Raw genomic sequence first — 13,808 nt, 5'->3', positions numbered from 1 at the left:
GAGAGGCTGAGAGGCTGAGAGGCTGAGAGGCCGAGAGGCCGAGTGCCTCTCGCTCACCACGTCACCCCAAAATGGAAACATGACATGAGTCAACGATTTGTCCGATTGGCAGAAACCGCCCGCGATCCCGTGCCCATCGTGATCGACGGGCAGATGGTCGCCGCACTCGCAGGCGACACCCTGATGGTTGCCCTGCTCAGCCACACGCGGTACCTGCGCGAATCCGAGTTCGGCGACGGAAAACGCGCCGGCTTCTGCCTGATGGGCGCCTGCCAGGATTGCTGGGTGTGGACCGCCAGCGGCGAACGCCTGCGCGCCTGCACCACCGTGGTGGAAGAAGGAATGCATATCGTCACAAGACAACCGGAGGCAACATGGGTCAACCTCGCGTAATCATCATCGGCGCCGGGCCCTCGGGCGTGCGTTGCGCCGAGGCCCTGGTCGCGGCCGGCCTGCACCCGACCGTGGTCGACGAGGGCCGGCGCGACGGCGGCCAGATCTATCGCCGCCAGCCTGAAAACTTCACGCGCCCCTATGCCAAGCTCTACGGCACGGAAGCGGAGAAGGCGCAGTCATTGCACGAAAGTTTCGATGGACTGCGCGGCAAGATCGATTACCTGCCGGAGACGCTGGCCTGGAATATCTTCGACGGCAAGGTGCATGTTACGAAAGACGAGCGTATCAAGGCCTTGCCCTATGACGCGTTGGTGATCTGCTCCGGCGCCACCGACCGCCTGATGCCCGTCAAGGGCTGGCATTACGCCGGCACCTACAGCCTGGGCGCGTCGCAGATTGCCCTGAAGGCCCAAGCCTGCGCCATTGGCCGCCAGGTCGTGTTCATGGGGACCGGACCGTTGCTGTACCTGGTGGCGTCGCAATACGTGAAGGCCGACGCAACGGTGGCTGCAGTGCTCGACACCTCGCCTTTCATGCGCCGCGTAGCCGCGTTGCCGAAACTGCTGGCGCGCCCGGCAGTGCTGCGCCATGGCTTTGCACTGGTTGCCGAACTGAAACGGGCAGGCGTGCAAGTACTGACAGGCATCACCCCTCTCGAAATCATGGGCTCGCCCGAGACCGGCGTGCAAGGCGTGGTCATCCGCGACAGCAGCGGCAAAGAACGTTCCTTCGACTGCGATGCGGTGGGGATGGGTTATCACCTGCGTCCCGAGACCCAACTGGCCGACCTCGCGCGCTGTGCCTTCCGCTTCGACCAGGAGACACGCCAGTGGCTGCCCGAAGTCGGTGAAGACGGCCGCACATCGGTACAGGGTGTCTACCTCGCCGGCGATGGCATGCGCGTGCTGGGTGCGGATGCAGCGGAGATCGGCGGGCGCCTGGCGGCGATGGCAGTGTTGAAAGACTTCGGGTTCAAGGTGCAGGAAGACAAACTGCAACGTCTGCGCGAAGAGCAGGCCAAGATGGAACGCTTCCGCCAAGGCCTGGCGCAAGCCTTCCCGTGGCCGGCGCAGCAGGCCGCGCAATTGCCGGACGAAGCCATCGTCTGCCGCTGCGAAGCGATCACGGCGGGCGAACTGCGCCGCACCGTGTGCGAGAAGGGTGCGCAGGAAGCAAACCGTGCCAAGGCCTTGTGCCGCGTTGGCATGGGGCGCTGCCAGGGACGCTATTGCGGAAACGCGGGTGCGGAGATCATTGCGCATGCCGCAGGCATTCCGGTGGAACAGGTAGGGCGCCTGCGCGGCCAGGCACCGGTCAAGCCGCTGTCGATGGCGGTGCGGGAGGAAGTGGAATGAACACCCAGAGAGCAGATGTAGTCATCGTCGGCGGCGGCATCATGGGCGCCTCCAGCGCCTTCTTCCTGCGCAAGCGGGGCGTGTCGGTCATCCTGCTCGAGCGCGGACTGATCGGCCAGCAGGCCAGCGGCGTCAACTTCGGCAACACGCGCCGGATGGGCCGCCCCGTCTATGAACTGCCGCTATCGAACCGTTCGCGCGAGATCTGGCTGAAGTTCAAGGAATTGTTCGACGACGATGCCGAGCTCTTGCTGAACGGCCATCTGCGCCTTGGCGTCACGCCGACGCACGAAGAACGGATGGCGAAGTATGCGGAGGAAGCGAAGGGCTTCGGCCTGGACATGCAGATGATGACCGCGAAAGCGCTGCGCGAACGCTTTCCCTACCTGGGGCCGGACATCACTTCGGGTTGCTATGCCCCTCACGACGGTCATGCCAATCCCCGCCTTGCGGCGCCGGCGATCGGCCGTGCTGCGGTGCGTGAAGGCGCACAGGTGTTTGAGAACACCGAGATCATGAGTGTCGAAAAGGATGGCGAGGACTTCCGCGTGACCGCCACCGATGGCCGCATCTTCCGTGCACCCGTGGCGCTCATCACCGCCGGAGCCTGGGGAAATCGCATCAGCACCAGCTTCGGCGAACCGGTGCCGATGATCGCCAAAGTGCCGCACATGTGCGTCACCGAGCCTGTGCCTTACGCCATCGGGCCGACCATTGGTGCGATCGCGGACGTGTTCGAGAAAGTCGTCTTCTTCCGCCAGGTTGCGCGCGGCAATATCGTCATCGGCGGCGGCGGCCATGAACTGGCCGACATCGAGAGCCGGCGTGCCTACGTGAACCCGAGCAGAACGCTGTACAAGCTGACGAATGCGCCGCGCGTGGTGCCGGCATTCAAGAACCTGAACATCATCCGCGTCTGGGGCGGGATCGAGGGTTACATGGAAGATAGCAGGTCGGTCATGGGACCGAGCGCGCGCGTCCCCGGCTTGTACTACGCATTCGGCTTTTCCGGCGAAGGTTTCCAGCTTGGCCCGGGCGTGGGCGACGTGATGGCCGAACTGATCCATACCGGCCGTACATCCACGCCCATCGAGCACTACCACATCTCGCGTTTCGCGAAACTGGCCGCGCAGGCGGCCTAACTCCTACCAATCTGAATCAAGGGAATACCCATGTTGAATTTGCAGCAAGCAGAAGCCGTCTTGGATACCGTGCGGTCCTTTGTCGATATGCGCGCATTTGCGCAGGACAAGAGCCAGGGCATCGCAGTGCCAACGTCGGCGGGAGCGGACAGATTCCTGTCCAGCCGCCGCGTCCTGGATTGGGAGCCGAGCCCCGTGACAGCAGGCGTCATCACACTCGACGCGGGCAGCGGCTCTGTGCATTCCCTCCCGGCGGATGAGTTCATCATCGTCAACGAAGGCAGCCTGACCCTGACGCAGCAGGGGACCACTCTGACGCTGAGGGCCAAGCAAAGCGCCATGATCCAACAGGGTGCGGCATTCACCTGGTCCGCAGAAGGCCCCGTGTCGCTGATCTTCGTCCGCTACAACAAGAGCCAACCGGGCGACGGCGCCATCGTGCCGATCAAGGAGAGCCCGGAGATGGGGCCGTCTGCGGGCGGACCGGCGGCCGATCTGCTGCTCACGCCGAAGCCGGTTTGCCGCAACTACACCGACTACAAGACTGCGGACGGTGAATTCACCTGCGGCACCTGGGACTCGACGCCCTATACCCGCCGCGCGCTGTACTTCCGCCACATGGAACTGATGCACCTGCTGGAAGGCACGGTGACCTTCGTCGACGAAGCGGGCCGCAGCGGCACCTTCTCCAAGGGCGACATCTTCCTCATCGAGCAGAAGGCCTCGTGCACTTGGGAAAGCCTGGTGAATGTGGCGAAGGTGTATGTGATCTACCGCCCAGCCTAAAAAGGACCGAAGCAATGGCCGCACTGCTGGGATGCATTGCAGACGACTTCACCGGCGGCACGGACCTCGCCGGCATGCTGGTCAAGACTGGCATGCGCACCGTCCAGCTGATCGGCGTCCCGGACGGGCCGCCGCCAGACGATGCCGATGCGGTGGTGATTGCGCTGAAATCGCGCACCAGCCCGGCCGAGGACGCGGTGGCGGAATCGCTCGCTGCGTTCCGCTGGTTGCAGCAGGCAGGCTGCCGCCAGTTCTATTTCAAGTACTGCTCGACCTTCGATTCGACGCCGTGCGGCAACATCGGCCCCGTTGCCGAAGCCTTGATGCAGGCGCTGGACACGGACTTCACCATCGCCTGTCCGGCCTTTCCCGCCAACGGACGCACCCTCTACAAGGGGCATCTTTTCGTCGGCGATGGGCTGCTCTCCGAGTCCGGCATGCGCAACCATCCGCTGACGCCGATGACCGATGCGAACCTGGTGCGCGTGCTGCAGCAGCAGGCGCAGCGCAAGGTCGGCCTCGTCGATTACGCGACGGTGAGCAGGGGTCATGCGGCGATCCGCGAGCGCTTCACCGCGTTGCGCCAGCTGGGTCACGGCTTGGCCATCGTCGATGCGCTGTCCAATGCGGACCTCGACGCGATCGGCGCGGCCTGTGCCGATCTGCCGCTGGTGACCGGCGGCTCCGGCATCGCGCTCGGCTTGCCGCAGAACTTTCGCCGCAGCGGCCTGCTGGCATCGAATGCCGTGGCAGATGCATTGCCGAAGACCGGCGGCCTGCGAGCCGTGATTTCGGGCAGCTGTTCGGTGGCCACGCAAAAGCAAGTGGAGGTGATGCGTGCGTCCCACCCGGCTTTCAGTATTGACCCGCTGCGGTTGGCACGCGGCGAGGATCTGGTGTCAGCCGCGCTCGAATGGGCCGGTAGCCGCATGGCGCAACAACCCATCCTGATCTATGCCACGGCCACGCCCGACGCGGTGCGGCAGGTGCAAGGCGAACTGGGCGTGGAACAAGCCAGCCAACTTGTGGAGCAAACACTGTCCATGATTGCGCGGGGCCTCGTGCAGGCCGGCGTTGGCCAGATGATCGTGGCCGGCGGTGAAACGTCGGGCGCAGTGGTCAAAGCGCTGGGCGTGATGGGCCTGCGCATTGGTCCGGAGATCGACCCGGGCGTGCCGTGGACCAGCACCCTGCACGACGACGGTACGCAGCCGCTGGCGCTCGCGCTCAAATCCGGCAACTTCGGCAGCGCGGATTTCTTCCTCAAGGCCTGGAGCACACTGCCATGAGCGCGATGATTTCCACCGGGCGCGATGAAGCCAGGTTGCGCGAAGAGCTGGTTGAATTGGGCCGATCTCTGTTTGACCGCGGTTTGTCCGCCGGCAGCAGCGGCAACATCAGCGTGCGCCTGGACGACGGCTGGTTGCTGACGCCGACCAATGCCTGCCTTGGTCGTCTCGATCCGGCGCGCTTGGCCAAGCTCGACTGGAACGGCCGCCACCTCAGCGGCGATGCACCCTCCAAGGAAGCCTTCCTGCACCGTGCGATGTACGAAGAACGTGCGGGCGCGGGAGCCATCGTGCACCTGCATGCCTCGCATTCGGCCGCCGTATCGTGCATGTGCGGCCTGAACCACGACGACTGCCTCCCTCCCTTGACGCCTTACTTCGTCATGAAGATCGGCCGCCTGCCACTGATTCCCTACCACCGTCCCGGCGATCCCTCGCTGGCCGAGGCGATTCGTGGCCGTGCACGCAAGCATGGCGCTGTGTTGCTGGCCAACCATGGGCCGGTGGTGTCCGGTGCCTCACTGGAGGCCGCTGTCTACGCGACCGAGGAGCTGGAAGAAACGGCCAAGCTCTTCCTGCTGCTGCGCAATGCGCCCACCAGCCCTTTGAACGCCGCGCAAATCGAAGAGCTGGCAGCCGCCTTTCAGCTCGACATCTAGAACACGCCCAGCAGGAGCATTGCCAGTGACCCAACGCATCGCCTTTGTCCACACAGTCGGCTTCCTGGTCGATGACTTTCGCGCACGCGCACGCGCTGAAGTGCCCACCGCCGACTGCTTCCACATCCTCAACGAGAGCCTGTTGCAAGACCTGTTGCGCGGAACGGCGCAGCCGTTGGTGTACCGGCGCGTGGTGGACCAGATCGTTCTAGCGGCCCAAGCGCAGCCCGATCTGATCGTGGTCACCTGTTCATCGACGTCTCCGGCGGTTGATATCGCACGACGCCTCGTGCAGCAACCCCTCCTGAAAATCGACGACCCCATGATGGCGCAGGCCGTGCGCAACGGCCCCCGCATTGGCCTGCTGTGCACGGCCAGCAGCACGGTGGAGCCCAGCAGCGCGCTGCTGCGCGCACATGCGGCAGAGCAAGCCCGGGAAATCAGCATCCAGACGGTGCTGCGGCCCGAGGCCTACCAGGCGCTGATGGCGGGTGACCGTGCGCGGCACGACGCCATTCTTCAGGAGGCTGCTGCAGAGTTGTCCCGTGAGGTGGATGTTCTGGTCCTGGCCCAGGCCTCGCTGGCGCATCTGCGCGACCCGCTGGCCGCAACACTGACCTGCCCCGTATTGGCCAGCCCGCCATTGCTGATGCAGGAAATCGCCCGACTCAGTGCCGGGAAGCCGGTGGCCCAGGCCGCCTGAGCCCCTTCCATCCACCCCATCCATCCGGGCAAACCATGACCACCCTGCTGCAAGAATGCGAAGCCTTCGAGGTGTTGTCGTTCCCCCGCCCCACCTTCGTGGACATGCGATCCTTCGCACGCGACCGGCACCAGGGCATACCTGTCGAAGCCCACTCCGGTGACGACCGCTTCCTGTCGTGCCGACGCGTTCTGGCCTGGCCTGCAGGTGCTGTGACCGCTGGCGTGATCGAACTGAAGTCCGGTCAGGGCATGGTCTCGTTCCAGCCGGCTGACGAGTGTGTCATCGTCCATGATGGCCAGCTGACCCTCATCCAGGCAGATACCGAGCTGACGTTCGGGCCAGGCCAGGCTGCGCTGATCCCGCGCGGTGCCAGCTTCTCCTGGACGGCACTGGGTTCTGTTTCGCTCATCTTCACCCGCTACAACCGCAGCCAGACGGGTAGCGGCCGAATCCTGCGACTGCAGGAAGCACCTGAGCTCAAACCCTCGGGCCCGCCGCCCCTGGATCTGCTGACCACACCGCTCCCGTCCTGCCGCAACCACACCGACTACACCAGCGCCGATGGCCTGTTCAAGTGCGGCACCTGGGACTCGACGCCGTATGAGCGCCGCCCGCTGTTCTACAAGCACTTTGAGCTGATGCACCTGCTGCAAGGCTGTGTGGATTTCGTCGACGAAACCGGCCGCCGCCGCACCTTTTCGAAGGGCGACATCTTCCTGATCGAAAGGGGTGCCCGCTGTACCTGGGAGAGCCGCGAACACGTGGCCAAGGTGTATGTGATCTACCAACCCTAGTGAACACCATGAGCTTTCTCTACAAGTCCGACCCCGTCCGCGGCGCGGTGTGGGCCCAGCGGTTTTCCCAGCAGCTGCCGGAGCTGCCGTTTCGCATCTGGCCCGACGTGCCGGACCCGCACGAGGTGCGCTACCTCGCCGCCTGGGAACCCCCCGCCGACCTGGCCACCCGGTTCCCGAACCTGGAGGTGCTCTTCTCCACCGGCGCCGGGGTCGACCAGTTCGACTTCTCGGTCATTCCCGAAACACTGCCGGTGGTGCGCATGGTCGAGTCCGGCATCGTCAACGGCATGGTCGAGTACGTGACGCTGGCCGTGCTGTCCCTGCATCGAGACTGGCACACCTACCGGCAACAACAGCAAGAAGGCCGCTGGCAGACCCATCGCGTGTATCCCGCCTCGTCGCGGCGCGTGGGCGTGCTGGGCCTGGGTGTGCTGGGGCGCGCCGTGCTCGACAAGCTGCACGGCTTCGGGTTTGCCTGCGCGGGCTGGAGCCGTTCGCCACAGCAAATCGACGGCATCGAATGCCATGCGGGCGCCGATGGCTTGCAGGCGTTCCTGGCCCGCACCGACATCCTGATCTGCCTGCTGCCGCTGACCGACAACACGCGCGGCGTTCTCTGCAAGACCCTTTTCGATCAGTTGCCCTGTGGCGCCGCGCTGGTCAACGTGGGCAGAGGCGCGCACCTGGTGCAGGACGATCTGCTGCGGTCACTGGACGAAGGCCAGCTCTCCCGCGCCGTGCTGGACGTGTGCGAACCTGAGCCGCTGCCGCCGCGGCATCCGTTCTGGACCCATCCTCAGATCGCGCTCACGCCCCACATCGCCAGCATGACGCAGCCGGAAACCGCGGTCGATGCGCTCATTCACAACCTGCGCCGGCATCAACAAGGCCTGCCGATGACCGGACTGGTCGACCGCGCGCGGGGTTACTGAAACATCCATCCACAGCCATGAAAACACTGTTGCTCAACAAGGAGCAGGTCGGCCGACTGATCTGCATGAAGGAAGTCATTGGAACGGTGGAGGAGGCCTACAAGGCCTTCAACAGCGGCCAGGTGAACCAGCCCCCCTACACCTGCATCCACCTGCCGCCCAGCGGCGAGATCGACTTCAAGATCAGCCACAGCAGCGCCAACGACATCATCTCGATGAAGGCCTCGTCCGGCGGCTTTCCCAACAACCCCGCTGACCACGGCGTGCCCAGCGGCATGGGCACCGTGCTGCTGTTCGACGCGCGCAGCTGCGCGCTCATCTGCGTGATGGACGGCAGTCTGCTCACCGGCCTGCGCACCGGTGCCGCGGGCGCCGTGTCGGTCAAGGTGCTGGCCCGGCAGAACGCCCGGAAGATCACCTCCATCGGCACCGGCAACCAGGCCCGCATGCAGATTCGGGCCATTCGGGAGGTGATGAAGATCGAAGAAATCCACGCCTGGGACCACCACCCCGAAAACCTCGCCCGCTTCAAGGCAGACATCGAACGCGAGTTCGACATTCCGGTGGTGATGGCCCGCTCGATGCGGGAGGCGGTTGAACAGGCCGACATCCTGATCACCACCACACGTGGCAAAGGCTCGCTGGTGGAAGCCGCCTGGATCCAGCCCGGCACGCACATCGTCGCCATGGGCACGGACACCTATGGCAAGCAGGAACTTGAACCGGAGATCTTCCGCAACGCCAAGATCGTCAACGACTCGATCGCGCAGTGCATCGAAAAGGGCGAGACCTGGCACCCGCTGAACCAGAACATCATCACCCGGGCCGACATCCATGCGGAGCTCGGCGAAATCCTGCTGGGCAAAAAGCCGGGACGCGAGACCGATGACGAGATCACCATCTTCGACTCCACGGGCATGGCCATCCAGGACAACACCACGGCTGACAAGATCTACCGCAATGCCATCGCCAGCCAGACTGGCACCACCTTTGAGTTCATTCCATGACCTTGACCATGACCATGCTCGAACACCCTACCCTTCAGGACATCCACCAGGCCCGCGAACGGCTCAAACCCCTCATCCGGCACACGCCCTTGTTGCGTGCAGAAAAGATCGAGCCCAGCGTGGGCTGTCAGCTGTATCTGAAACCCGAGACCCTGCAGATCACCGGCGCCTTCAAGATCCGGGGCGCGTTGAACAAGTCGATGTCGCTCCCCAAGGAAGCGATTGCCAACGGCATCATCGCCACCTCTTCAGGCAACCATGCGCAGGGGCTGGCCTACGCCGCCCGGATGCTGGGCGTGAAGGCGGTGCTGGTCGTGCCCGTGACCACACCCAAGATCAAGATCGCGAACACCCAGGCGCTGGGCGCAGAAGTGGTGCTGTTCGACGGCGACACCGCCGCCCGCTGGAAACGGGTGTACGAGATCGCCGCAGAACACCACTACGCGGTGGTGCACGCCTTCGAGGACCCGCTGGTCATGGCCGGCCAGGGCACCATCGGCCTTGAAATACTGGAAGACCTGGCCGATGTGGACACGGTCATCATTCCCATGGGCGGCGGCGGCCTCATCTCCGGCATCGCCACCGCCATCAAGGAAAGCAACCCCTCGGTGCGCGTGGTTGGCGCCGAACCCGCCCTGACGCCCAAGTACTTTCAAAGCCGCATCAACGGGGAACGCACCTCACTGCCGCTGAAGAACACCATTGCCGACGGTTTGCGCATCAGTGTGCCGGGGCAGAACCCCTACCCCATCATCGAAAAATACGTGGACGAGATCATCCTCGTCGAGGACGAACACATCATCGCGGGCATGCGCACGCTGGCCAGGGATGCGAAGCTGATTGCCGAGCCGGCAGCGTCCATCGGCATCGGCGCCCTGCTCGCCGGCAGTGTGACGCTCAAGCCAGACGAAAAAGTCTGTGTGGTGCTGACCGGTGGGAACTGGGACCTGTGCGACCTGGCCGAGGTCTATGCCGGTGGTTGAGCAGCCCGTGCTTGCGCGATCCCGAATCCGCCGCCCGAAACCCTGACAGTCTTGGGGGCGAACTCTGGCAGTTAGAAGTCAGCAACCTTGCCCCATGCCGAAGCGCTGAACCGTTCCGGCCGGAAGGGTTCCGGATCGAAAATGGGTTGAGCGCCGGTGACCAGGTCGGCGATCAGATGGCCTGCGCCCGGACCGATGCCGAAACCATGGCCCGAGAAGCCTGCGGCCAGGATGAAACCGGGCACTTGCGGTATTTCCCCGATGCCGGGCACGCCGTCGGGCGTGCTGTCGATGTAGCCTGCCCAGGTGTTCGAAATGCGGGCTTCACGAAGCGCGGGCATCAAATCGATGGCACGGCGGTGGGTTTCGCGCACGCCTGCGGGGTCGGGCCGGGGGTCGAGGATGCGCGCCCGTTCCATGGGCGTGGGTGCGTCCAGCTTCCAGCGGGCGCGGGTTTCATGACCCCAGCGCATGCCTTCCAGCCCGCCGGGAAACACGTTGCGCCAGCGCTTGGCGAACATGGGCACGAACTGTGGGGCGAAGCGGATGAGCTGCGGCGTCGGGTCCACCCGCCCCCGGCCGCTGATGGCCAGCACGTAATGACCGTCCGGGCGCCGAGTGATGGCGACGTTGGGGCCGGCCAACGCGTCGGGCAGGCTTTGTGCCACAGGCGACACACGCACCATGGACTGGCGCACCGTGGCCAGTGGAAACCGCACGCCGAGCTGGTGGCAGAACGATGACGCCCAGGCACCGCCTGCCATGACCGCGATACGGGTTTTGATGGTTCCGGCTTCGGTCACGACACCGCTGACGCGGCCACCTTCGAGCTCAATGCCACGCGCGGCGCAGTTCTGGTGGACGCTGCCGCCGAGCTTCATGATCGCGGACGCGACCGCAGGCGCCGCCTTGGCCGGGTCGGCCGTGCCGTCGCTGGGAGAGAAGACGCCGCCCTTCCATGCGCGACCGGTGGCACGGCCGCGCTCCGAGGCTTCGCGGCCGCTCAGCATGTGCGTGGTCACGCCGGTGGAGATCGCCAACTCGCGCCATTTGGCCCAGGTGGAAAGCTGTGCTTCGTCGTCGCTCAGATAGAGCAGCCCGTGGCGGTTGAAGCCCGTATCCTGCCCGGAATCGGCGCCGAACTGCTCCCACAGCGCCAAGCTCTTCGTCGCCATGGGCAACTCGCGCTCATCGCGGTTCTGCTGGCGGCACCAGCCCCAGTTGCGACTCGACTGCTCGGCACCGATGAGACCCTTTTCGACCAAGACAACAGAAACCCCGCGCTTGGCCAAGTAGTAGGCGGTAAAGGCTCCGATGATGCCGCCGCCGATCACGACAACCTCCGCAGAGGCCGGCGGCTTGGAAGATGTCTGGATGTGGTTCAGCGGATGGGACATGATGGGTCTTGATCGTCCGGTCAGGCCAGGACGCTTGGGCTCACGTAGAACTTGGCCGCCTGATCGCTGCTTTCCCATCCCAACGCCGCCCTGCGGAGAACGGTGGGAAGAAGTGAGGCGTCAGCGCGATGCACGGTGACAAAGTTTAGGCCGCGTGCCCCTCGACCCGGTGCTGCAATGAGGGTCTTGCGCAATGCAGGTTGCTGTTGTTCGAGCCGCTATCAGCAGATCCTGCCGTCGCGCCAGGTCGAACGGAGACGGTCAAGCCTGGTGCATGACTCGGCGATTCATCGCTTCACACCGGTGATCGACATGGACTCTGGCTTGAGGTCCTGGCAGCCAGTGGGGACTTCCGCCACCCGGCTGAAGACCTCCGTCTCGCCATTGATCTCGCTGCCCACATAGGCGCGCACATGCAGATTGCCGCCTTTCAAGCGCAGCTTGGTGCTGTAGAACTTGCGCTTGCGGGTATCAAAAGCCCAGCCGTCCTTCCAGACACCGGCGTCAAACTTCGCCGCCTCAAAAACCTTGCGGTTGCAGTCCAGGGAGGCGCTGCGCGTGGGGTTGTCGACTTCGGCGTCCCAGACGATCACGCCGCACAGCCCGGTCGGCGGCGCATTTTTGTACAGCGGGCAGCGGGCCAGCTGCACGACCCCGTCGCGCTGCGCGGTCATCCAGTAGCCGGTGAAGTCGTCGGCCTTGTCCTGGGCCTGCGCGGCCACCATCGCAGAGCCGATGGCCAGGGCCGTCATCCATGGGTGGACCTTCATGGGTGTGCTCCTCGTCAGATCCAGCGCAACACCCTCAGCAGGGATGCGCTGAGCCAGGATGTGCGCCGGGTGTAGGGTGGGAAGAACAGGCTCAGCGGCATCAGGGGACCGGAAGCGAGACAGGCGCGCTCATGCGAGAACGCCTTGAAACCGTAGTGACCATGCGCGCTGCCGATGCCCGAGTGGTTCACGCCACCGAAGGGCAGACCGCCATGCACGTACTGCTGCACGCAGTGGTTGAGACAGAGGCCGCCCGAGCTGGTCTGGGCCGTGACCCGGGCCTGCGTCGACCGGCTGCGGCTGAACAGGTACAGCGCCAGCGGCTTGGGCTGCGCGTTGATGCGCTGGATCACCTGATCGATCACGTCGAAGGCTTCGATGGGCAGCACCGGGCCAAAAATTTCTTCGGACCCGATGCGCGCCTCGGCGGGCACGTCGGTCAGCAGCGTGGGCGCCACGTAGCGCGCGGCGCTGTCGTGGCGGCCGCCGGCCACCAGGGTGGCGCCGCGCGCCAGCGCGTCGTCGATCAGCGCCCCGAGTCGTTCCGTGTGGCGCGGGCTGATCATGCGCGCCAGGTCCGGGCTCGCCTCAACGGAGGCGTCGTTGGCACCGTAGCGCTCCGCCATCAGTTCCTGACACAGGCGGATGAACTCTGCCTTGACACTGCGATGCACGTACACGTGATCGGGCGCGACACAGGTCTGGCCGGCGTTGGTGAACTTGCCCCAGAGGATCAGTTCGGCGGCCTGCCGCAGATCAGCCGACTGGTCCACGATCACCGGCGACTTGCCACCCAGCTCCAGCGTCACGGAGGTGAGGTGCCGCGCAGCGGCCTCCATCACCAGCCTGCCCACAGCGGTAGAGCCGGTGAAGAACACATGGTCGAAGGGCAGCGTCAGCAGCTGCTGTGCGGTGGCCACCCCGCCCTGCACGAGCGTGATTTCGGCTGGGTCGAACAGCTCGGCGACCAGTTCTGCGACGAGTGCGTTGACATGGGGCGTGAACTCCGAAGGCTTGAGGATCACCGTGTTGCCCGCCGCGATGGCCGACACCAGCGGGCCGAGCAGGGTGTTCACCGGGTAGTTCCAGGGGCCGATGATCAGGCAGCGCCCGCGCGGCTGGGCCAGCACCCGGGCGTGCGTGCCCAGCGTGGTGAGCGTGGGCCGCACCTGTTGCGGTCGCATCCAGCGCGCCAGGTGCGCGATGGCGTGGCGCGCTTCGTCCACCACCGGCAGCAGTTCGGTCAGGTCGACCTCCAGCGGCGGCTTGCGCAGGTCGGCCGCGAAGGCGGTGTACCAGGCCTCGCGGCGGCTCAGCAAGCCATCGCGAAGCCGCTTGAGCTTGCCCACACGCTCACGGGCGGTGGAGCTGCGCAGCGCCAGTGCGGTCGGCGCCTGTTGCTCGAAGAGGCGCAGGAGGATCTTCGGGTCGGCATCGTCGATGGGGGGCATGGCCAGGTCTTTCACAGGCGCGGCAACTCGCTGCGCAGGATGCACGTGGTCAAACGCTTGGGCAACAGCAGCGCCAGCACCCGGCCGATCCCGGACGACGCACCGACGATCAGGACCACCTTGTTCTTGAATTCCACC

At 65.1% G+C, this 13,808-nt stretch carries 15 protein-coding genes; 11 read left to right on the top strand and 4 right to left on the bottom strand.

Annotated elements, in window-relative coordinates; genetic code table 11:
- Positions 1-84: 84 nt before the first annotated feature.
- Genes J2W49_RS18975 through J2W49_RS18925 form a run of 11 tightly spaced genes read left to right on the top strand, consistent with a single transcriptional unit; the run spans position 85 to position 10,052 of the window.
- Positions 85-393 (top strand): (2Fe-2S)-binding protein, encoded by a 309-nt coding sequence (locus J2W49_RS18975; RefSeq protein ID WP_310320019.1) that lies wholly within the window; start codon positions 85-87, stop codon positions 391-393.
- The gene (locus J2W49_RS18970) at positions 375-1,751 is read left to right on the top strand and encodes an FAD/NAD(P)-dependent oxidoreductase (RefSeq protein ID WP_310320016.1); all 1,377 of its coding nucleotides are present in this window, start codon (positions 375-377) and stop codon (positions 1,749-1,751) included. Before J2W49_RS18975 ends, J2W49_RS18970 begins: the two co-directional genes overlap by 19 nt.
- Positions 1,748-2,893: an NAD(P)/FAD-dependent oxidoreductase gene (locus J2W49_RS18965; protein WP_310320013.1), complete on the top strand. Its 1,146-nt coding sequence runs from the start codon at positions 1,748-1,750 to the stop codon at positions 2,891-2,893. The genes J2W49_RS18970 and J2W49_RS18965 overlap by 4 nt, the downstream gene beginning before the upstream one ends.
- A gap of 30 nt (positions 2,894-2,923) precedes the next feature.
- Positions 2,924-3,679: a cupin domain-containing protein gene (locus J2W49_RS18960; protein WP_310320010.1), complete on the top strand. Its 756-nt coding sequence runs from the start codon at positions 2,924-2,926 to the stop codon at positions 3,677-3,679.
- A gap of 14 nt (positions 3,680-3,693) precedes the next feature.
- On the top strand, positions 3,694-4,968 hold the full coding sequence (otnK, locus tag J2W49_RS18955) for a 3-oxo-tetronate kinase (RefSeq protein ID WP_310320007.1): 1,275 nt from the start codon (positions 3,694-3,696) through the stop codon (positions 4,966-4,968).
- A complete protein-coding gene (gene otnC / locus J2W49_RS18950) occupies positions 4,965-5,627 on the top strand; it encodes a 3-oxo-tetronate 4-phosphate decarboxylase (RefSeq protein WP_310320005.1) in 663 nt (220 codons plus the stop codon). The genes otnK and otnC overlap by 4 nt, the downstream gene beginning before the upstream one ends.
- Positions 5,628-5,652: 25 nt before the next feature.
- Positions 5,653-6,330, top strand: a complete 678-nt coding sequence (locus J2W49_RS18945; RefSeq protein WP_310320003.1) for an aspartate/glutamate racemase family protein — start codon at positions 5,653-5,655, stop codon at positions 6,328-6,330.
- A 35-nt stretch (positions 6,331-6,365) separates the two neighbouring features.
- Entirely contained in the window at positions 6,366-7,127 is a 762-nt protein-coding gene (locus J2W49_RS18940) for a cupin domain-containing protein (RefSeq protein ID WP_310320000.1), read from the top strand.
- An 8-nt stretch (positions 7,128-7,135) separates the two neighbouring features.
- Positions 7,136-8,062: a 2-hydroxyacid dehydrogenase gene (locus tag J2W49_RS18935; protein ID WP_310319998.1), complete on the top strand. Its 927-nt coding sequence runs from the start codon at positions 7,136-7,138 to the stop codon at positions 8,060-8,062.
- Positions 8,063-8,079: 17 nt separating this feature from the next.
- The gene (locus J2W49_RS18930; RefSeq protein ID WP_310319996.1) at positions 8,080-9,069 is read left to right on the top strand and encodes an ornithine cyclodeaminase family protein; all 990 of its coding nucleotides are present in this window, start codon (positions 8,080-8,082) and stop codon (positions 9,067-9,069) included.
- Positions 9,066-10,052, top strand: coding sequence for a threonine ammonia-lyase (locus J2W49_RS18925; protein ID WP_310319993.1), 987 nt, complete (start codon positions 9,066-9,068; stop codon positions 10,050-10,052). The genes J2W49_RS18930 and J2W49_RS18925 overlap by 4 nt, the downstream gene beginning before the upstream one ends.
- Positions 10,053-10,123: 71 nt before the next feature.
- Here J2W49_RS18925 and J2W49_RS18920 read toward each other — a convergent pair whose 3' ends face one another.
- The 4 genes from J2W49_RS18920 to J2W49_RS18905 form a co-directional block, all read right to left on the bottom strand.
- The gene (locus tag J2W49_RS18920) at positions 10,124-11,449 is read right to left on the bottom strand and encodes an NAD(P)/FAD-dependent oxidoreductase (protein ID WP_310319990.1); all 1,326 of its coding nucleotides are present in this window, start codon (positions 11,447-11,449) and stop codon (positions 10,124-10,126) included.
- Positions 11,450-11,736: 287 nt separating this feature from the next.
- Positions 11,737-12,219: a DUF2147 domain-containing protein gene (locus J2W49_RS18915; protein WP_310319987.1), complete on the bottom strand. Its 483-nt coding sequence runs from the start codon at positions 12,217-12,219 to the stop codon at positions 11,737-11,739.
- 14 nt (positions 12,220-12,233) lie between these two features.
- Positions 12,234-13,670: an aldehyde dehydrogenase family protein gene (locus tag J2W49_RS18910; RefSeq protein WP_310319984.1), complete on the bottom strand. Its 1,437-nt coding sequence runs from the start codon at positions 13,668-13,670 to the stop codon at positions 12,234-12,236.
- Between the two features lie 11 nt (positions 13,671-13,681).
- Positions 13,682-13,807, bottom strand: coding sequence for a hypothetical protein (locus J2W49_RS18905; RefSeq protein WP_310319981.1), 126 nt, complete (start codon positions 13,805-13,807; stop codon positions 13,682-13,684).
- Position 13,808: the final 1 nt, after the last annotated feature.

The sequence above is a fragment of the Hydrogenophaga palleronii genome (genome assembly GCF_031457455.1).
Taxonomy (GTDB): domain Bacteria; phylum Pseudomonadota; class Gammaproteobacteria; order Burkholderiales; family Burkholderiaceae_C; genus Hydrogenophaga; species Hydrogenophaga palleronii_A.
The sequence above is the reverse complement of the archived record's forward strand: the minus strand, read 5'-3'. Positions and strand labels throughout refer to the sequence as shown.